Raw genomic sequence first — 18,764 nt, forward strand, 5'->3', positions numbered from 1 at the left:
TTGGTCAGTGAGGAGCACACCATGATGAAATTGAGAGCCGCAGAAGCACGGGGCAAGGCCAACTTTGGCTGGCTGGATGCCCGTCACAGCTTCTCCTTCGGTCACTACTATGACCCGGAATGGATGGGACACTCTGCCCTGCGGGTCATCAATCAGGATCGGGTGGCGCCGGGTGGCGGTTTCGCGACCCACCCTCACGCCAACATGGAGATCCTCACCTGCGTGCTGCAAGGCACCATAGAGCACAAGGACAGCCTCGGCCACGCCGAGCAGATCCCGGCGGGGGATTTCCAGCTGATGAGCGCAGGGTCCGGCATCCGGCACAGCGAGTACAACCCCTCGCAGACCGAGCCGCTCTCCCTGTTGCAAATCTGGATCGAGCCGAATGAACACGGCACGACCCCGGGTTATCAGCAGAAGAAGATTGAAAACAAGCCCGGGATGACGCTGGTGGCGTCACCGGACGGCGAGGCGGGATCCTTCAGGATCCGCCAGCAGGCCCGCGTATGGCGGCTGCAGCTTGCCGAAGGGGAGACCCTCGAGTGGGCATTGCAAGGGCGTCATGGTTACCTGCACATGATTTCAGGGGAGCTGACCGGCAACGGTCTGGCTGCCCGACCCGGCGACGGGCTGCTCAGCCGCGACGAGTCGAGCTGGGTGCTCATCGCCTCCAGGGGGAGTGAAGCCCTGCTGTTTGACCTGCCTTGATAGAAAAATCTTGGCGAAATGAATGAGTTAACAATTAGCTTTTACACTGTAAATACCATGATGGTAAGCAAAGGAATATGACGATGGACAAGATGAAAGATGTGGCACTGCTGGTGGGTCGTGTACTGCTGGCGCTGATGTTCGTGATGGCTGGCTGGGGCAAGATCGGCGGTTACGCCGGTACCCAGGGTTACATGGAAGCCATGGGCGTGCCCGGGTTCATGCTGCCCCTGGTGATCCTGCTGGAGCTGGGTGGCGGTCTTGCCATCATGCTGGGCCTGTTTACCCGCAGCCTCTCCGTGCTGCTGGCCGGTTTCACCCTGATGGCCGCCTTCATCTTCCACTATCAGCCTGCCGAGCAGATGCAGATGCTGATGTTCATGAAGAACGTCTCCGTGGCCGGTGGTTTCCTGGCCCTGGCGGCGGCCGGTGCAGGGGCTTTCAGCCTGGATGCCCGCCTCGGCAAGCACTGGTAATACCCTGACGTTTCAAGTTTTCCAACGCCTTTTGGCCGGTGCCCCGCACCGGCTTTTTTGTGCCCGCTTCCCGGGGATGTCATCGGTGTGACGGCGCGCAGTCCGGACGCCACAAGTGCCTTTTGCATCTTATCCCCCGATCCCTGACAATCCCGATTCGCGTGCCGTGACGGGAATGCCAGAGAGTGTCCCCCCGCGCACCCCCTCTTCATGAAATTGGCGGGAGTCGTCCATGTTTACCCTCTACCACTCCAATCAGCTGGATCTGCTCAAGGAGCTGCTGGTGAGCCGCATCCGGCAGGCTCCGCTCTCCCACCCCTTCGATCGGGAGCAGATCCTGGTGCAGAGTCCCGGCATGGCCCAGTGGCTCAAGCTGGAGCTGGCCAAGGCGTTCGGCATCGCCGCCAACATCGACTTTCCCCTGCCCGCGAGTTTCATCTGGGAGATGTTCACCCGGGTGCTGGCGGACGTGCCGCGCCAGAGCCCCTACAACAAGGGGGCCATGAGCTGGCACCTGATGACCATTCTGCCCACTCTGCTCGGCAGACCCGCCTTTGCGCCCCTCGCGGCCTATCTGGGGGGCAGTGACGGGGCGGTGCCGGAGCAGGTGCGGCTCTGGCAGCTCTGCCAGAAGGTGGCGGATCTGTTCGACCAGTATCTGGTCTACCGGCCGGACTGGATCGCCCGCTGGGAAGAGGGGGAAGGATTGAGCCAGGAGCTGGCCGGAGTGAGCGGTCAGGATTGGCAGCCCGAGCTCTGGCGCGAGCTGGTGGCCCGCACCCTGGCCCTCAGCCCCAGCGGCTACCACCGCGCCAACCTCTACGAGGCCTTCATCCACGAGCTGGAGCGCACCCGGGATCTGCCGGGCAGGCTGCCGCAACGGGTCTTCGTGTTCGGCATCTCGGCCCTGCCGCCCCGCTATGTGGAGGCCCTGCTGGCCCTCGGCAGCCGCCCCGAGGTGGAGGTACACCTGTTTGTGACCAACCCCTGCCGCTACTACTGGGGGGATTTGCTCGATCGCAAGACCCTGGCGCGCCTCGAAAACAAGCTCAAGCCCGGCACGGATCTCGAGACCCTGCAGGGCCCTGCCAATCCGCTGCTCGCCTCCATGGGCAAGCTGGGGCGCGACTACCTGCACCAGCTGATGGAGCTGGAGGTGCCGCAGATCGAGGCCTTCGTCGACATCGAGGATCGCGACGATGAGGGCAAGGTCACCTTGCTGCGGGCCATCCAGAAAGACGTGCTGGAGCTGGCGGAACGGGGGGCTGGCGAGTTCAGTCTCGATGCCAGCCATCACAAGAGCCCTGTCAGCCTGGATGACGGCACCCTGCAGATCCACGCCTGCCACGGCCCCATGCGGGAGCTCGAGGTGCTGCACGACCGGCTGCTGGCCCTGTTCGAGCAGGATCCCACCCTCACCCCCAAAGACGTGGTGGTGATGATGCCGGACGTCAACAGCTACGGTCCCTACATCCAGGCCGTTTTTGGCAAGGAGGGCGGCAAGGGGCGGGGCGGGGCCCGCGGCCAGATCCCCTTTGCGATCTCCGATCGGGCGGCGAGCCAGGAGAGCCCGCTGCTGCAAAGTTTCCTCGCCCTGCTCAGGCTGCCGAACGCCCGCTTCGGAGCGGGGGAGCTGCTCGCCATCCTGGAGGTGCCCGCCGTGCTGCGCCGCTTCGAGCTGGACGACGACGAGTTCAACGTGCTGCGGCGCTGGGTGCAGGAGACCGGCATCCGCTGGGGGCTGGATGACGACTATCCCGAGCGCTTCGCGCTGCCGCGTCTGTCCGGCAACAGCTGGCTGTTCGGCCTGCGGCGCATGCTGCTGGGTTTTGCCATGGGGGACGGGGAGCCGGTGGCGGGGATCCTGCCCTATGCGGACATCGAGGGTCAGCAGGGGCTGATCCTCGGCAAGCTCGCCTGGTTCGTCGACTCCCTGGCGGAGTTTCTGCCCAGGCTGCAACAGGCGCAGCCGCTGGCCGAATGGCACGCCTGCCTGCTGGCGCTGCTGGAGCGCTTCTATCTCGCCGACGAGGATGAAGAGCGCCAGCTCCAGCTCATTCGCAGCCAGCTCACCGACTGGCAGGCCCAGCTCGGCGAGGCCCGCTTCGAGCAGGCCATCAGTGCCGACCTGTTGCAGGACTACCTCGGCAGCGTGCTGGGGGAGTCCCGCTCCAGCCAGCGCTTCCTCGCCGGTCAGGTCAACTTCTGCACCCTGATGCCGATGCGCTCCATCCCCTTCCGCCAGGTCTGCCTGCTCGGCATGAACGACGGCGTCTACCCGCGCACCCTGCCCCCCATGGGCTTCGATCTGATGGCGGTGGCCTCGCGGCGCGGGGACCGATCCCGCCGGGATGACGACCGCTACCTCTTCCTCGAGGCGCTCCTCAGTGCCCAGCAGGGGCTCTACATCAGCTATCAGGGGTTCAGCGCCCAGGACAACAGCGAGAAGGTACCCTCCGTGCTGCTGGCGGAGCTCATCGACTACGTGCGCCAGGGCTTCGTGCTGGCGGGGGATGAAGATCTCGACGACGACACCTCGGGCCGGCGGCTGCTCGAACACCTGATCGTGGCGCACCCCCTCACCCCCTACAGCCCGGCCTACTTTTACCCCGAACCCGGCTCCGGTCTCTTCACCTATGCCGCCGACTGGCTGCCGGCCCTGAGCCCGGAGCGGGGGGCCGCCAACTTCCAGAGCGGCGATCTGCCCCTGCCTGCGGAGTGGGGCAGGGAGCAGGGGCTGGAGCTGGCGGAGCTGCTGCGCTTCTATCGCCAGCCCGCCAGGTACTTCCTCAACCGCCGCCTCAAGGTATGGTTCGAGCTGGAGGAGGCGACCATCGAAGACAGCGAGCCCTTCGAGCTGGACGGCCTGCAGCACTATCAGCTCAAGGCGCTGCTGCTGGATGCCCATCTGACCGAAGGGGAGAGCGAGGCCCGTCGCCACCGGCTGCAACTCTCCGGCCTGCTGCCGCAAGGGTGGTTCGGCAGCCTGCTGCTGGAGGAGATCGACGGCGAGATGGGCAAGCTGGCGGCGCGGCTGCGTCCCTGGACGGGGGACAAACAGGCGGTGGAGATCGACATCGCCCTGGCCCAGGGGCAGCTTCAGGGCTGGATAGACACCCAGAAGGGACGAGCGCTGGTGGTCAAACCCGGCAGCTTCAACGGCAAGGATCTGCTGCTGGCCTGGATCCAGCACCTTTGCCTCTCATTGAGCAGCGTCCCCGGCGACACCCTGCTGTTCGATGCCAAACAGAGTCTGCGGCTGCCAAGGCTTGCGGCGGACGAGGCGCGGCCCAGGTTGGCGGCCCTGGTGGCCCTCTGGACCCAGGGGATGAAGCGGCCGCTGCCCTTCTTCCCGAGCACCGCCTGGGAGTGGCTCAAGGCGATCGAGAAGGATCCGGCAAAGCCGGAGGAGGCCGACAAGGCGGCGCTTGCCCGCTTCAACGGCGGCTACATGGTGACGGGAGAGGGGCAGGACGTCTATGTCGCCCGCTGCTTCCCGGAACTCGATGACGAGGTGCTGGCCCAGTTGCAGGGGCTGGCCCGTGAACACCTGACCACGCTCCATCAGGCGCTGGAGGAGTTGCAATAATGGCTAACCCGCTCAATCCCCTGCGTTTTCCCCTCTATGGCGAGCGGCTGATCGAGGCCTCCGCCGGGACCGGCAAGACCTATACCATCGCGGGCCTCTATCTGCGCCTCTTGCTGGGCCACGGCCCGGTTATCGAACAAGCAGGCGAGGAGGGGGGTGACGCCGGTCAGCCCTGTGCCCACGAGCGGCCCCTGTCGGTGACCGAGATCCTGGTGGTGACCTTTACCGAGGCGGCCACCGCCGAACTGAGGGGGCGGATCCGCGCCCGCATCCACGAGGCGCGTCTCGCCTTTATGCGCGGTCACAGCACGGATACCCTGCTGGCCCAACTGCTGGTGGAGGTGGAGGATCACGATCTGGCGGCCCGTCGCCTGCTGGCCGCCGAGCGGCAGATGGACGAGGCGGCGGTCTTCACCATCCACGGCTTCTGCCAGCGGATGCTCAGGCAGAACGCCTTCGAGTCGGGCGCCCTCTTTGAAACCGAATTTTTGACCGACGACAGCCGGCTCCGGCTGCAGGCGGTGAGTGACTACTGGCGCGCCGAGTTCTATCCGGTGGATCAGCCCCTGGCCCGGGCGGTGCGAAGGCTCTGGCCGAGCCCCGCCGCCCTGCTGCGGGAGATGGGGAGCTGGCTCGACAACGACGAGCTGGAGATCCGCCCGGTGGCGGGGGACGAGACCCTGGCGGCGCGGCACAGCGTCGCCATGGCCCGCATCGGGGCGGTGAAAGCCGGGTGGCTGGCGCAGACGGACGAGATCCGCCGCCAGACCGAGGGGCAGATCAGCCGCTACACCGGCAAGAACTATGAGGGCTGGCTTGCCAAGATTGGCGACTGGGCGCAGGACGAGGCCAGCGGCTACGTCCTGCCCAAGGAGCTGGAGCGCTTCGGCCAGCAGGCGCTGGAGGAGAACCTCAAGAAGGGGGGAGCGGTGCCCACCCTGCCGCTCTTTGGCGAGATAGACGCCCTGCTGGCGAGCCGACCCGGCATCCGGGATCTCGTCTTGCAGCGGGCGGCCAGGGTGGTGCGCAGCCGAATGCAGGAGAGCAAGCGCCAGGCCCATCAGCTCTCCTTCGACGATCTGCTGCGGGATCTCGACGGGGCGCTCGGCTCGGGCCTGGGGGAGCGGCTGTGCGAGCGCATCCGCGCCACCTACCGGGTCGCCATGATCGATGAATTCCAGGATACCGACCCCCAGCAGTACCGCATCTTCCATCGCCTTTACGGCGGTCACCAGGACACGGCGCTCCTGATGATCGGCGACCCCAAGCAGGCCATCTACGGCTTTCGTGGCGCCGACATCTTCACCTACATCCAGGCGCGGCGAAATGTGAGCGCCCACTACACCCTCGGGCGCAACTGGCGCTCAAGCCGCGCCCTGGTGGCGGCGGTCAACGGCCTGTTCGAGCGGGCGAAGGATCCCTTCATCTACGAGGCGGACATCCCCTTCCTGCCGGTGGAGGCGCAGGGCAAGAGCCGGGCACTGCTGATCGAGGGGCAGACCGCCCCCGTGCTGCACTGCTGGCAGCTCACCGGTCAGCCCACCTTCAACAAGGGGGAGTACCAGAGCAGGATGGCCCGCGCCACGGCGGCGGAGATCCATCGCCTGCTCACGCTGGCCCGGGAGGGCAAGGCGATGCTCGGCAGCGAGCCGGTCAGGGCCGGGGATATCGCCGTGCTGGTGCGCACCGGCGCCGAGGGCAAGCTGGTGCAGCAGGAGCTGGCACGCCTTGCCATCGCTTCCGTCTATCTGTCGAACCGCGAGAGCGTGCTGGCCCAGGTGGAGGCGCGGGAGATCCTGCTGATCCTGCACGCCTGCCAGAACCCGAGCGATGAGCGAAGCCTTAGGGCAGCGCTCGCCACCGGCCTGTTCGATCTCGATGCCAGGGCCCTGGACGCGCTGGCCTCGGACGAGCGGGCCTGGGAGAGCGCGGTGCAGGAGTTCATGGGATACCGCGCGGTCTGGCATCGCCACGGGGTGCTGGCCATGCTGCGGGCCCTGATGCACGGGCGCAACCTCGCCGCCTCCCTGCTGGCGAGCCCCTACGGGGAGCGGCGGCTGACCAACTTCCTCCATCTCGGCGAGCTGCTGCAACAGGCGAGCGGCGAGCTGGACGGGGAGTACGCCCTGCTGCGCTGGCTCGGGGAGGCGGTGAGCCAGCCCAACGGCCAGGACGGGGAGCAGATACTTCGCCTGGAGTCCGAGCGCAAGCTGGTGCAGATCGTCACCATCCACAAATCCAAGGGGCTGGAGTACCCGCTGGTCTTCCTGCCGTTCATTTGCAGCCACCGCGCCGCCGACACCCCCCTGTTCCACGAAACGGGGGAGGCGGGCAATCGCACCGTGCTCGATCTCACCGGCGCCGAGGAGTCCCTTGCCGAGGCCGACAAGGAGCGCCTCGCCGAAGACTTGCGCCTGCTCTACGTGGCCCTGACCCGGGGGGTCTATGCCACCTGGCTGGGGCTGGCGCCGGTGCGCTCCGGGGCGGGCAAGTCTGAGAAGACCGACCTGCACCGCACCGCCATCGGCTACCTGCTGCAAAAGGGGGAGGAGGGGGACGCCGGGACACTGGCGACCGCCCTCACCGACCTGGCCCAGGCCCTGCCGGGGGTGGCCGTCGGTGAGCCCTCGCTCACCCGCCCGGCCCCGCTGCCCGCCGAAGCGGAGACGCCGGGGGAGCCCACCGTGCGCGCGTTCCAGGGGCAGCTTGAGCGGGACTGGTGGATCAGCTCCTACTCCGGGCTCGCGGCCCAGGGCAACGGCCACGGCAAGGGGGTGCTGGCCAACCCCGGCTTTGATGACGAGGTGGCCACCGAGGCTGCCGTCACCGTGCAGGAAGAGGAGGCGCCCGCCCCTTCCATCTTCACCTTCCCCAAGGGGGCGCGTCCCGGCACCCTGCTCCACAGCCTGTTCGAGACCATCGACTTCGAGCACGCGGGGGGCGAGTCGCTGGCACAGCACATCGCCGCCCTGCTGACCCAGGAGGGGTTCGACGAAGGCTGGGCCCCCGTGCTGCAACAGCAGGTGGAGGCGGTGCTGGATACCTCCCTTGAGACCGGCCTTGGGGATCCGGTGCGGCTGCGGGATCTGGCCCCCGAGCGCAAACAGGTGGAGCTGGAGTTCTTCCTGCCCATGGGGCGGGTGACGGCACCGGCGCTGACCGCGCTCTGCCAGCAGCACGACCCCCTGTCGCGGGGCGGCAAGCCGCTCGGTTTTGCCACCGTGCAGGGGATGCTCAAGGGCTTCATCGACCTGGTGTTCGAGTGGCAGGGGCGCTGGTATCTGCTCGACTACAAATCGAACCACCTTGGCATGAGCCCCGCCGATTACGGCCGCCCGGCCCTGGAGCGGGCCATGCGCGAGCATCGCTACGATCTGCAATACCAGCTCTATTCGCTGGCCCTGCATCGGCTGCTCGCCTTGCGGCTGCCGGGCTACGATTTCGACCGGCATTTTGGCGGGGTCTTCTATCTCTTCCTGCGCGGCATGCCCCAGGGGGGCATTTTCCATGCCAGGCCCAGCCGGGAACTGGTGCTGGGGCTGGACGAGTTGTTTAGTAAAGGTGTGACATCTGACGATCATCGTTTAGAAAAATCGAACAAGGTAGAGGCATGAGGGGCGAGATGAAGGGCGAAACCATGATAGAGCGGCTGAAAGCCTTGGCGCTGGCGGGGCGCATCCGCCAGCTTGACCTGCAATTTGCCAGGCTGGTGGCTGACCTTGGCGGCAGCCCCGAGCTGGTGCTGGGGGCCGCGCTCGCCTGCCATGAGCTGGGGCGCGGCCATGTCTGCCTGCCGCTGGCGATGCTCGCTCAGGGCAGTGACGGGCAGGGATCCTCGCGCCCCTTCGGGCTGGATCCGGATCAGAGCCGGGATCTGCTGGCGGATCTCGCGGATCCCGCGAGCTGGCCCGCCCTCTTTGCGGCCAGCCCCCTGGTGGGGAGCGAACAGGAGGAGGGGGAGATCCCCCGCTGGCCCCTGCGACTCTGGGGGGATCGCCTCTACCTCACCCGCTACCACGACTTTGAGCTGGGGGTGGCCCGCCACCTTAGCGCCTTGAGTGAACGGGCCGAATGGCCGGAGATTGCCCCGGCCCTGTCACGCCTCTTTGCCCGCGACTACGGCCTGGTGTTCGGGGCCCTGCTCAAGGCCCGCCTCGCACCGGATTTCTCCGTCCACCACTTTGTGGAGAAGTACCTGGATCTGGTCTTCCCCCATGAGGTGGAGTGGCCCGCCGTGGAGACCCTGCTAAAAAGCGCCCAGGCAGCCAGCGAGCTGGAGCGGCTGGATACCCTGGTGCCCGAGGCGCTCTGCTGCAACGGCCAGAAGCTGGCGGCGGCCACGGCGGCGGCGCGCCCCTTCGCGGTCATTTCCGGCGGCCCCGGCACCGGCAAGACCACCACGGTGGCCAAGCTCCTCGCCATCCTGGTGGAGACCGGCCTGCAAGGGGGCAAGGCCCCGGCGATCCGGCTGGTGGCCCCCACCGGCAAGGCGGCGGCGCGTCTGACCGAGAGTATCGGCGCTGCCCTGCAGGCCCTGGATCTGCCCCCCGAGTGGGTGGAGGCCATCCCCACGGAGGCGGGTACCTTGCACCGGCTGCTCGGGGTGATCCCCGGGCGCAGCCAGTTCCGCCATCACAGAGGCAACCCGCTGCACCTGGACTTGCTGGTGGTGGACGAGGCCTCCATGGTGGACCTGCCCATGATGGCGCGCCTGCTGGATGCACTGCCCCGCCACGCCCGCCTCATCCTGCTCGGCGACAAGGATCAGCTCGCCTCGGTGGAGGCGGGGGCCGTGCTCGGGGATATCTGCAGCTTTATCGAACAGGGCATCAGCCCCGCGCAGGCGGATTGGCTCTCCCGCCAGACCGGCTATCGCCTGCAAGGCACGCCGGCGGGGGCCAGCGTGCGCGACAGCCTCTGTTTGCTCTCCAAGAGCTGGCGCTTTGACCAGCATTCGGGCATCGGCCAGTTGGCGCGGGCCTGCAACAGCGGCGACGGGGCGGCGGTGGAGGCGGTCTGGGGCGCAGGATTTGGCGACATCCGCCTGCACCCCTGGGCGGGGGAGGCCTACAACGCCTTGATTGCCGAGGGCGTGGCCGGTTATGGCAGCTACCTCAAGGCGGCCCGGGCCGGCGAGGATCCGGCGGCGGTGTTCAAGGCGTTCAACGGCTTCCAGATCCTCTGCGCCCTGCGGGACGGCCCCTTCGGGGTGACGGGGCTCAACGAGCGGCTCGAACTGGCCCTCGCCAAGGCAGGGCTGATCGCCCGCGACGGCGACTGGTATGCGGGCCGCCCGGTGATGGTGGTGCGCAACGACCACGGGGTCGGCCTCTACAACGGCGACATGGGGCTCTGTCTGCCCGATGACACCGGCCGCCTCAAGGTGTGGTTCGAGCAGCCGGACGGCACCCTGCGGGCGCTTTTGCCAAGCCGCTTGCCCCCCCACGAGACCGTCTACGCCATGACCATTCACAAATCCCAGGGCTCGGAGTTTGCCCATACCGTGCTGGTGCTGCCCGACAGCCCCAGCCCGCTGCTGACCCGCGAGCTGGTCTATACCGGCATCACCCGCGCCAAGGCGCGCCTCGATCTCTACGGCGATCGCGCCCTGCTGGCACAGGCGGTTCGGAAAAAGACCGAGCGTTATTCCGGATTGGCGGAGAGGTTGTTAGATTGAACATGAAATATATATTTTCGAAAGAGTGGAAGTTGATAGAGAAAGCAATGGCGGATGAATGCTGTCTCGAACTCCCTCGTTTGCTAAAAAATACGCTGGTGGTAGGAGAGGATCATCGTTTTTGGAATCATTCTGGAGTTGATTATTTTTCTTTATTAAGAGCCATCGTTAAAACTGGTTTTTTTAAAAATAGAGAGGGTGGCTCTACAATTGCGATGCAATTAGTTAGAGTTATTACATCTAACTATCAAGTTACATTAAAAAGAAAAGTGATTGAGATTTTGCTAGCAAAGAAAATTACACGCATCTACGGTAGAGAGAAAATATTGAGCAAGTATCTTCAGTTGGCTTATTTTGGCTGGAACATGCATGGCATTATTGATGCGTCTACCAAGTTAAAAATAGACATTGGAAACATGAGCCTTGTTGATGCGGCTGATTTGATTGCCAGATTAAAGTATCCTCAGTCTAGATTCCAGAATCCAATACAAGATGCAAAGATAAAGCGAAGATCTTTTTATATTGTGAATAATTCCCTTAACAATAATGGTGTTTAAATGGAACCATTCAAAAACCCACCAACATTAAAAAATATCGTTGGCACATACCCTGATGCAGCACATATAGCTGAGGCTGTTATGTCTGGAGGTCAGTTTGCTAAACAAGCTATCGCTACTCAGTGGCTTTCTGAAGGCGTTCCTTATGCGTTTAAAGATGCGCCCCTTATATATGAGTCTGTGAGATTATGGTTAAGTATTCAGCTGGATGTTGAGCCAAAGAGTATTAATATTACTGGAAGTGCTAGGTTAGGACAGTCGCTATCACCCAAGCAACTTGGTAAAAAGTTTGGTTTACACTCTGATTTGGACTTTTTTATAGTCAGTGAGAGTCTTTTCTCAAGAATAAAAGATGAGTTTAAACAATGGTATGCAGATTACTATAGCGAGGTCGTGAAACCAAGGAATGACAATGAAGCTGGTTTTTGGAGGGACAATGCAATTAGGGGGGAGCGCAATCTTGCTCGAGGGTTTATTGATGCAAAGATAATACCAAACCTAGAACCATATAGATGGACACGAGAGATTTCCCAAACCCTGTGGTTACTATCTAAACGTCTAGAGGTGACAACAGGTGCTCCTCAGGTAAAAAATATGAGTATAAGGTGTTATAAAACATGGAATGATTTTATAACTCAAACATTTTTAAATGTGGACTACAGTAGTCATCAAGGACAATAGTTGAAATATCGTATGTTGGGTTTCTCAGGCTCATCACCAACCTACCGATTGTGTAGGTTGTGGTTGAGCGTAGCGAAGCCCAACGTTTACCGCGTAATCTCTTTTTCCTTCCCCTTATCCCCGACCCTTCTCCTCCTTTTTTAATAAACCCGACATTCCGCACCTGATTTAGGAATAAATTTGCCGATAGCGCTCACCCAATACCTCCAAAATGATCTGCTGGTCTCCTGTTAGCTCCGTTACTTGTGGCGGAGCTTCTCCCAGTCGATATTCATGGATGCCACCAAAGCGCAAAAAGATCCAACGGGCCGTCGGCTGCTGGGTCGGTTTCTTTTTCATATCCGCCACACTGCGATTCTGCTCCACTAATCCCTGCCGGATCCGGTGCTCCAACGCTGCGTAAATCATCAGGCTACAGGTCATCACCATGAGCAACGCTTCAATCCGCTCCGGCTTTTTCAGGTACAGTGAGGAGGTTAAAAACTCCGGGCTCTTGAGAAAACGAAAGCCCCGTTCGACATTCTGCTGCGCTTTATAGGTGGCCAAAAGTTCGGCCATGGTCAGCGTATCGCTGTGGTCATTGGTCGCCAGGATGAACACCCCGGTCTGGTTGTGGGCCTCTTCAACGCAAGCCAGGCTAGTTGCCGCCAACCCAGTGATTTGAAACTGATGGCCAATTGGCTCTTCGCCACGCTTGGGTCTGCCACGTCCTGTATAAACGGGTTCACCTACCACTTCGGCATCCAGTTGCAGCAGCATCAAGCTGGCGGTAAAACAGCTCAACTCAGCTTGGGCATCCGCCTCACAAGCAAAGCGTCGGGCACACAATTTGGCGAAGGCTTTGAGCTCGCGGGTACTGTCTTTGAGCAGGTTTTTGGCCAATGTCTGCTGCTCGCGGTGGCTGGCTTGTTCGCTGCGCACCAGCAACCAACGTTGCGCGACCCCGGCATAATTCGCGTGTTGCCAACGGCCATGATAGCCATTGCCCAGAGCGGTCAGCGGTTGTGCACCTATGGTTGCCACGGCCTGCTTTGCCTCATTGAGAGTGACGGGCACCCGGGTCACAAATAGTTGCTGCTGTTGCGCCAGTAATTGCAAGGTATCGGCGCAGTACAGTGCGGCATCGCCGACCAGATAACGGCACTCCTGCGCGGCCTTGAGACTGCTCAAATGGCGACGAACGGTCTGGGCAAAGGCTTTGGTGTCATTACTATTGCCGCTCAGGGCCTGCATATAGACAGGTAGGCCGGCCTGATTTTCACAGATGAGCTCAAGGATCACTTGATTCAGCTCTGGCCGGTGATCACGACTATAACCACGCACCAGTTGCAGCTTACCGACCAGATCCCCATCGGCACAGTCATAGGCGCCATCGACGTGGAAGCTGGTAATATCGAGGTGCACTGCGGTGCTTTTGAGCCCCAGCCGCTCGACAACTTGCGCCGCCATCACCTGATACAAGGCGCTGACATCGGCCTCAAAGAGGGCATCGAGACAGCGACCGAGCACATCATCATTGAGGTCATCAGCACAGATCCCGGGGCCAATCAGGCGCTCAACCGGCTTGTTAGCGAAGAATTGCGGGAACATGTGCAGGGTGCTGCTGTGAAAGCCGAGGCCGTTCACTATCATGGCGACCAAGGCTTCACCATGTGAGACCTTGAAAGGCGGGGTTTTGGGGAGCAAGGCATCGATCATGCGGGCAATGCCCAGTTCCTGGCAGAGTGCGGCGACCAAACCAAGGTGATCGAGGTTACGGATCGAGATAGCGGGTGCGGCCATGATGATCTACCTGCAAAAGAGAGTAATAGATCAGAACGGCCGATCGCCGTCAAGCACTGAAAATAGCAAAATCAGGTGCGGAATGACGGATAAACGGGAGAAGGGAGCTATGCCGTTACCTTCGTCCGATTACGCTTCGCTAATCGAACCTACGTGGCTGACTACTTTTACGTCAATTGAATCGCCATGGCTGGCGATTATATCCCCGGTGCCGCTTTATCCCCTCTCCCGTTGGGAGAGGGCAGGGTGAGGGGATCATTCAGGTAATTAGATAGTCAGCTCCAGCCGATTGCCTTCGGGATCGAGGAAGGTGCTCTCGTAATAGCCATCGCCGGTCCAGCGGGGGCCGTCCAGGTGTTTCACCTCGGCGCCCTTGAGCAGCTTGAGGCGGGCTGTCATCTGGTCCACCGCATCCACGCTGCCGAGGGAGAAGGCGAGGTGGGCCAACCCCTGCAACGGGTGCGGCAGATGGAGATCCGCCGGGAACAGGATGGGGCTGTGCATCAGCTCCAGGCTGGCGCCCCCTTCGAAACGCACGAAGTAAGAGCTGAATTGTTTGCTCGGATTGTGGTAGCGCTCATTGGCCTGCCCGCCAAACCGGGAGCAGTAGAATGCCTTGAGTGCCTCCAGATCTTGCGCCCAGATGGCGACGTGATGGATATGCATGGCTGGTCTCCTGTGACTTGATGCCCTTGATGCTATGCTGGGGCCTGTCCCTTCGACATGGCTGAGCCCGTCCTGATGATGTCTGAAACTGCCAACACCGAGATTATCGATGTCTCCCCCGACTGCCGCGAGCAGATCTGCTGTGACAGCTTGCTGCCGGCTCTTGCGCAGGAGCAGGTGTGGCTGGCGGGCTATTCCCGTCTCAAGACCCGCTACCACATCGCGCGCCGCTTTGCCGATATGCACTGTTTTCTGCTGACCCTGGGCGGCGAGGGGGAGGTGCTGATCGGCGATCGCCTCGAGCGGCTGCCGGTCGGGGAGTGGGCCCTGATCCCGGCCGGGGAGCCGCTCTGCTACCAGCTTAGTGAGCAGTTGAGTGAGCAGCTTAATGAGACGTTGAACCCGCAGGTGAATAAGGGTGGTGAGTGGGAGCTGGTGTGGCTGCTGTTGCACAAGGATTCCCCCTGGGATGCCTTCGCCAGCCACCCCCGGCTCGGCTGTACCTCCCAGCAGGCCACCGTGCTGCGCACGATCGAGAACCTCTATGCGGAGCAGGAGCGCCATCAGGACCCGCTGCTCAGCGCGCTGCTGGTGGAGCAGCTCGGTTTCTACCTGCGCCGCCTGTTGCAAAAGGGAGAGGGACAGAGCCGCGGCGAGCGGCTGGCGCTGCGCCTCGAATTACTGCTCAAAGAGGCGCTGACCGAGCCTTGGGACATAGCCCGCATGGCCGGCGCCCTGCACTTCTCCGAGCGTCAGCTCCATCGACTCTGTCAGCAGCATTTCGCGCTGGCGCCCATGGCGCTGCTGCAACGGTTGCGGTTGCAGCGGGCGGCGCTCTTGCTGGCGAGCCGGGCCGACCCGGTGAAGCAGTTGGCCGAGCAGTGCGGCTTCAAGAACGAATACCACTTCTCCACCGCCTTCAAGCGCCAGCATGGGCTGGCGCCCAGTCACTATCGCCGGTTGCATCACCCCGCCTTCAAGGGGCGCTGAGGGCGCCCAAAAAAACGGGGCCCGAGGTGTCCCCCGGGCCCCGCAAGCAGATGGCGTGCTTAGATGCTGGATTTGACGCTGACGAACTCGGGGTAGGCATCGATGCCGCACTCGTGGACATCCACACCCATCATCTCTTCCTCTTCGCTGACCCGCAGGCCCATGGTGGCCTTGAGCAGGCTCCAGACCACGAGGGAGACGACAAAGACCCATCCGAAGATGGTGGCAGCACCCAGCAACTGGGCACCGAAGGTGGCGCTCGTGTTGGAGAAGGGCACCACCATCAGGCCGAACAGGCCGCAGACGCCGTGTACCGAGATGGCACCGACCGGATCATCGATCTTCAGGCGATCGAAGGCGACGATGGCGTAGACCACCAGGGCACCGGCCAGGGCGCCGATCAGGCTGGCGAACAGCGGGCTGGGGGAGGCCGGGTCGGCGGTGATGGCGACCAGACCGCCGAGGGCGCCGTTGAGGATCATGGTGAGATCCGCCTTGCCCCAGGTGAGCTTGCTGACCAGCAGGGCGCCGACCACACCGGCGGCCGCGGCGGCGTTGGTGTTGACGAACACGGTGCCGATGGCGGTGGCGTCAGCGGCGCTGGAGAGCGCCAGTTGGGAGCCACCGTTGAAGCCGAACCAGCCCATCCAGAGGATCAGGGTGCCCAGGGTCGCGAGCGGCAGGTTGGAGCCGGGGATGGGGTAGATCTCCCCTTGCTTGCCATATTTGCCGCGACGGGGGCCGAGCAGCAGCACGGCGGCCAGGGCAGCGGCAGCGCCCGCCATGTGGACGATGCCGGAGCCTGCGAAGTCGGAGAAGCCCGCCTCTTTCAGGAAGCCACCGCCCCAGCTCCAGTAGCCTTCCACGGGGTAGATGAAGCCGGTCATCACCACGCAGAACAGCAGGAAGGACCAGAGCTTCATCCGCTCTGCCACCGCACCTGAGATGATGGAGGTGGCGGTGGCGACGAACACCACCTGGAAGAAGAAGTCGGAGTGCAGGGAGTGGCCCGCGTCGTCCGCCTGGCTGCCCATCAGGCTGCCAAAGCTCGGCAGCCAGCCGCCGGCGCTGTTGTCCACGTACATGATGTTGTAGCCGACCAGCAGGAACATGATGCAGGCGATGGCATAGAGCAGGATGTTCTTGGTCAGGATCTCGGTGGTGTTCTTGGCGCGGACCAGGCCGGCTTCGAGCATGGCGAACCCGGCGGCCATCCACATGACCAGCACGCCGGAGATCAGCAGGTAGAAGGTGTCGAGTGCATAGCGCAGCTCGCTGACGGATGTGATCAACTCTTCCATGTCGTATTCCTCAGTTCCAGTCGTATCAAAGGGCGTCTGCGTCGGTCTCGCCGGTGCGGATGCGCACGGCGGCCTGCAGGTCATAAACGAAGATCTTGCCGTCACCTATCTTGCCGGTGTGGGCGGCCTTGCTGATGGCTTCGATGATCTGCTCGACGTTGTCGGCCAGGGTGGCGATCTCCAGCTTTACCTTGGGCAGGAAATCCACCTGGTATTCGGCACCCCGGTACAGCTCGGTGTGCCCCTTCTGGCGGCCAAACCCCTTGACCTCGGAAACCGTCAGCCCCTCGACGCCGAGGTTGGCGATGGCTTCGCGCACGTCGTCGAGTTTGAACGGCTTGATGATGGCGGTGATTAATTTCATGCAATATCCCCAATCCTTGTGGTTCACCCAGATAAAGGCAAATATTGCGCCAGAAAAGTATTTTTCTTTTTATTCATACACTTACTTATTAATCGCAGCCCTGGTCAGCGAGGCTTGCCCAATATGGGCAGGGCTGCGCCAAAGGTGTGCACCGCCGTGGTGCAATCTGGCCGGCAGAAGAACGGAAGGGAGCGTGACGGCGCGCAAGACTCGAAAGTGTGCGGGCTGCTACTGTTGTTCAACAAGAGAGCAACCTGGCCGATAACCAGTCATGACGGGGTGTCGAGGCCAGTCGCCCCCTTGAAGGCTCGACCGGCAGGCCCGGTTTTCCCGCCAGGTCAACAAGCGGATCCGTGGCGCCGAGTAGCAGAACAAGGAAGGTTTTCATGCTGCATGACAATGAGATGACAAGGCAACCGGCCCTCGACGAGGCCGTGATGAGCGGCATGCTGGAGGTCGTGAGCGACGGTCTCTGGGACTGGAATGCCAACACCGGCTATGTCCATCGCTATCCCGGCTGGTATCAGATGCTGGGGTATGAGCCACACTCCCTCGACAACACCGTCTTCACCTGGGAGAACCTGATCCACCCGGACGATCTGGCGCAGGTCATGGAGAGCTTCGATGCCTGCCTGAGCGGGCGGGCGGCGGACTACCGGGCCGAATACCGCTGCCGTTGCCGTAACGGTGACTACCTCTGGGTGGCGGATTGCGGCCGCATCGTCACACGCAACCCGGACGGCAGTGTCGCCAGGATGGTGGGGGCACACCGCAACATCCACGCCCAGCGGGAACTCTACGCCAGGCTGGAGCTGCAAAACCGCACCCTGGAGCAGCAGGTGGCGCAGCGTACCGCCGAACTGGAGCGGCTCAACCAGGCATTGCAGTTCCAGGTGGAGGAGAACCGCCGCCTGGCGGAGACGGACTCCCTGACCGGCGCGGCCAGCCGCTATCGGCTGGAGCAGGCGGTGCGGCTGGAGCATGAGCGCGCCAAGCGCTTCAAGGAGCCCTTTGCCGTGATCGCCATGGACGTGGACGACTTCAAGCAGATCAACGATCGCCATGGCCACGGGGTGGGGGACCAGACCCTGATCGATATCGTGCAGCTGACCCGGGGCTGCATCCGCGAGATCGATCTGCTGGCCCGCTGGGGGGGTGACGAGTTCATGCTGGTGCTTCCCAATACCCGGTTGCCCGACGCCCGGGTGGTGGCCGAAAAACTGAGGCAGCGCCTGAGCCATGCCAGGGTCAAGGGGATCGAGCCCGTGACCTTGAGTTTCGGGTTGGTGGAGTCCGACCCCGACGAGCAGGTGTCCCACCTGATGGCGCGGGTCGACAGGGCGCTCTACCGGGCCAAGCTGGCGGGCAAGGACCAGCTCAGCGGCTGACAAGGGCACTGGTCGGAGCCGCTACGGGGCTGTTCCCCCCGAATACGGCTTGACCAAGGGATTTTCTTGACTCCAATTCATCCCGCTGGTTTCATGCGCGCTCTTTTCATTCTTGCGAGATGTATCTTCATGAAAAAGTCCTTGCTGATTGCCCTGACCGCCCTGCCTCTGGTTGCCCACGCCGGCCTGATGGATTCCCTGACCGACACCGTGACCAGCAGCGTCACCAGCACCGCCAAAGAGATGGCTGGCAACGCCATGGACACTGCTTCCAACGAAGCGATCAAGAAGGCCCTGGACATCAAGGAAGGCGGCTCCAACAAGCAGGCCATCAAGGACAAGCTGGGCGCCCCGGCCAGCACCAAGACCGACGCCGGTCTGGAAGTGTGGACCTATGACCTGGACGCACTGAACAAGGCCTCCCCGCTGCTGGCCGAGACTACCAAGTCCCTGCTGAAAGACTCCGAAGTGGCCCAGAAGAACGTGGTCATCAAGTTCGAAGGCGAGACCGTGAAGACCCTGAACCTGGCCAACAAGGCCTGAGTCCTGGCAAAGTGAATGAAAAAGGGGCCCGCGGGCCCCTTT

At 62.7% G+C, this 18,764-nt stretch carries 14 protein-coding genes; 10 read left to right on the top strand and 4 right to left on the bottom strand.

From position 1 onward, the window contains the following. Positions 1–21: 21 nt before the first annotated feature. The 7 genes from C2U47_RS12080 (at position 22) to C2U47_RS12110 (ending at position 11,688) form a co-directional block, all read left to right on the top strand. Positions 22–708 (top strand): pirin family protein, encoded by a 687-nt coding sequence (locus tag C2U47_RS12080; protein WP_049636436.1) that lies wholly within the window; start codon positions 22–24, stop codon positions 706–708. 83 nt (positions 709–791) lie between these two features. Then, on the top strand, positions 792–1,184 hold the full coding sequence (locus C2U47_RS12085; RefSeq protein WP_010675909.1) for a DoxX family protein: 393 nt from the start codon (positions 792–794) through the stop codon (positions 1,182–1,184). Positions 1,185–1,416: 232 nt separating this feature from the next. Further along, on the top strand, positions 1,417–4,773 hold the full coding sequence (recC, locus tag C2U47_RS12090; RefSeq protein ID WP_103261663.1) for an exodeoxyribonuclease V subunit gamma: 3,357 nt from the start codon (positions 1,417–1,419) through the stop codon (positions 4,771–4,773). Beyond that, on the top strand, positions 4,773–8,387 hold the full coding sequence (gene recB / locus C2U47_RS12095) for an exodeoxyribonuclease V subunit beta (RefSeq protein ID WP_103261664.1): 3,615 nt from the start codon (positions 4,773–4,775) through the stop codon (positions 8,385–8,387). Before recC ends, recB begins: the two co-directional genes overlap by 1 nt. An 8-nt stretch (positions 8,388–8,395) precedes the next feature. Next, complete coding sequence (recD, locus tag C2U47_RS12100; RefSeq protein ID WP_103261665.1) at positions 8,396–10,450, top strand: exodeoxyribonuclease V subunit alpha; 2,055 nt, start codon at positions 8,396–8,398, stop codon at positions 10,448–10,450. 32 nt (positions 10,451–10,482) lie between these two features. Next, positions 10,483–11,007: a biosynthetic peptidoglycan transglycosylase gene (locus C2U47_RS12105; protein WP_158657413.1), complete on the top strand. Its 525-nt coding sequence runs from the start codon at positions 10,483–10,485 to the stop codon at positions 11,005–11,007. Further along, positions 11,008–11,688 carry a hypothetical protein gene (locus C2U47_RS12110; RefSeq protein ID WP_081000991.1) on the top strand — a complete coding sequence of 227 codons (681 nt, stop codon included), beginning with the start codon at positions 11,008–11,010 and terminating at the stop codon, positions 11,686–11,688. Between the two features lie 168 nt (positions 11,689–11,856). Here the strand turns inward: C2U47_RS12110 and C2U47_RS12115 are convergent, their stop codons facing one another. Together C2U47_RS12115 and C2U47_RS12120 are read right to left on the bottom strand one after the other, a co-directional pair. Further along, complete coding sequence (locus C2U47_RS12115; RefSeq protein ID WP_049636888.1) at positions 11,857–13,470, bottom strand: IS1634-like element ISAs25 family transposase; 1,614 nt, start codon at positions 13,468–13,470, stop codon at positions 11,857–11,859. A gap of 267 nt (positions 13,471–13,737) precedes the next feature. Beyond that, positions 13,738–14,136, bottom strand: a complete 399-nt coding sequence (locus tag C2U47_RS12120) for a VOC family protein (RefSeq protein ID WP_043154968.1) — start codon at positions 14,134–14,136, stop codon at positions 13,738–13,740. A 75-nt stretch (positions 14,137–14,211) separates the two neighbouring features. Here C2U47_RS12120 and C2U47_RS12125 point away from each other — a divergent pair, with 75 nt between their 5' ends. After that, positions 14,212–15,126, top strand: coding sequence for a helix-turn-helix transcriptional regulator (locus C2U47_RS12125; protein ID WP_049636324.1), 915 nt, complete (start codon positions 14,212–14,214; stop codon positions 15,124–15,126). Positions 15,127–15,185: 59 nt separating this feature from the next. On the opposite strand, the gene C2U47_RS12130 is transcribed toward C2U47_RS12125, so the two are convergent. Continuing rightward, the gene (locus C2U47_RS12130; protein ID WP_042864817.1) at positions 15,186–16,427 is read right to left on the bottom strand and encodes an ammonium transporter; all 1,242 of its coding nucleotides are present in this window, start codon (positions 16,425–16,427) and stop codon (positions 15,186–15,188) included. Positions 16,428–16,452: 25 nt separating this feature from the next. Then, complete coding sequence (gene glnK, locus C2U47_RS12135; protein WP_010675904.1) at positions 16,453–16,791, bottom strand: P-II family nitrogen regulator; 339 nt, start codon at positions 16,789–16,791, stop codon at positions 16,453–16,455. Between the two features lie 386 nt (positions 16,792–17,177). Between glnK and C2U47_RS12140 the strand changes: the two genes are divergently transcribed. Together C2U47_RS12140 and C2U47_RS12145 are read left to right on the top strand one after the other, a co-directional pair. Continuing rightward, positions 17,178–18,179 (top strand): sensor domain-containing diguanylate cyclase, encoded by a 1,002-nt coding sequence (locus tag C2U47_RS12140; RefSeq protein WP_043154967.1) that lies wholly within the window; start codon positions 17,178–17,180, stop codon positions 18,177–18,179. Between the two features lie 129 nt (positions 18,180–18,308). Next, positions 18,309–18,722 (top strand): hypothetical protein, encoded by a 414-nt coding sequence (locus tag C2U47_RS12145; protein ID WP_010675902.1) that lies wholly within the window; start codon positions 18,309–18,311, stop codon positions 18,720–18,722. Positions 18,723–18,764 lie beyond the last annotated feature (42 nt).

Origin of the sequence: Aeromonas sp. ASNIH7, assembly GCF_002903485.1 — a bacterium.
In the GTDB taxonomy this organism is placed as follows: domain Bacteria; phylum Pseudomonadota; class Gammaproteobacteria; order Enterobacterales; family Aeromonadaceae; genus Aeromonas; species Aeromonas caviae.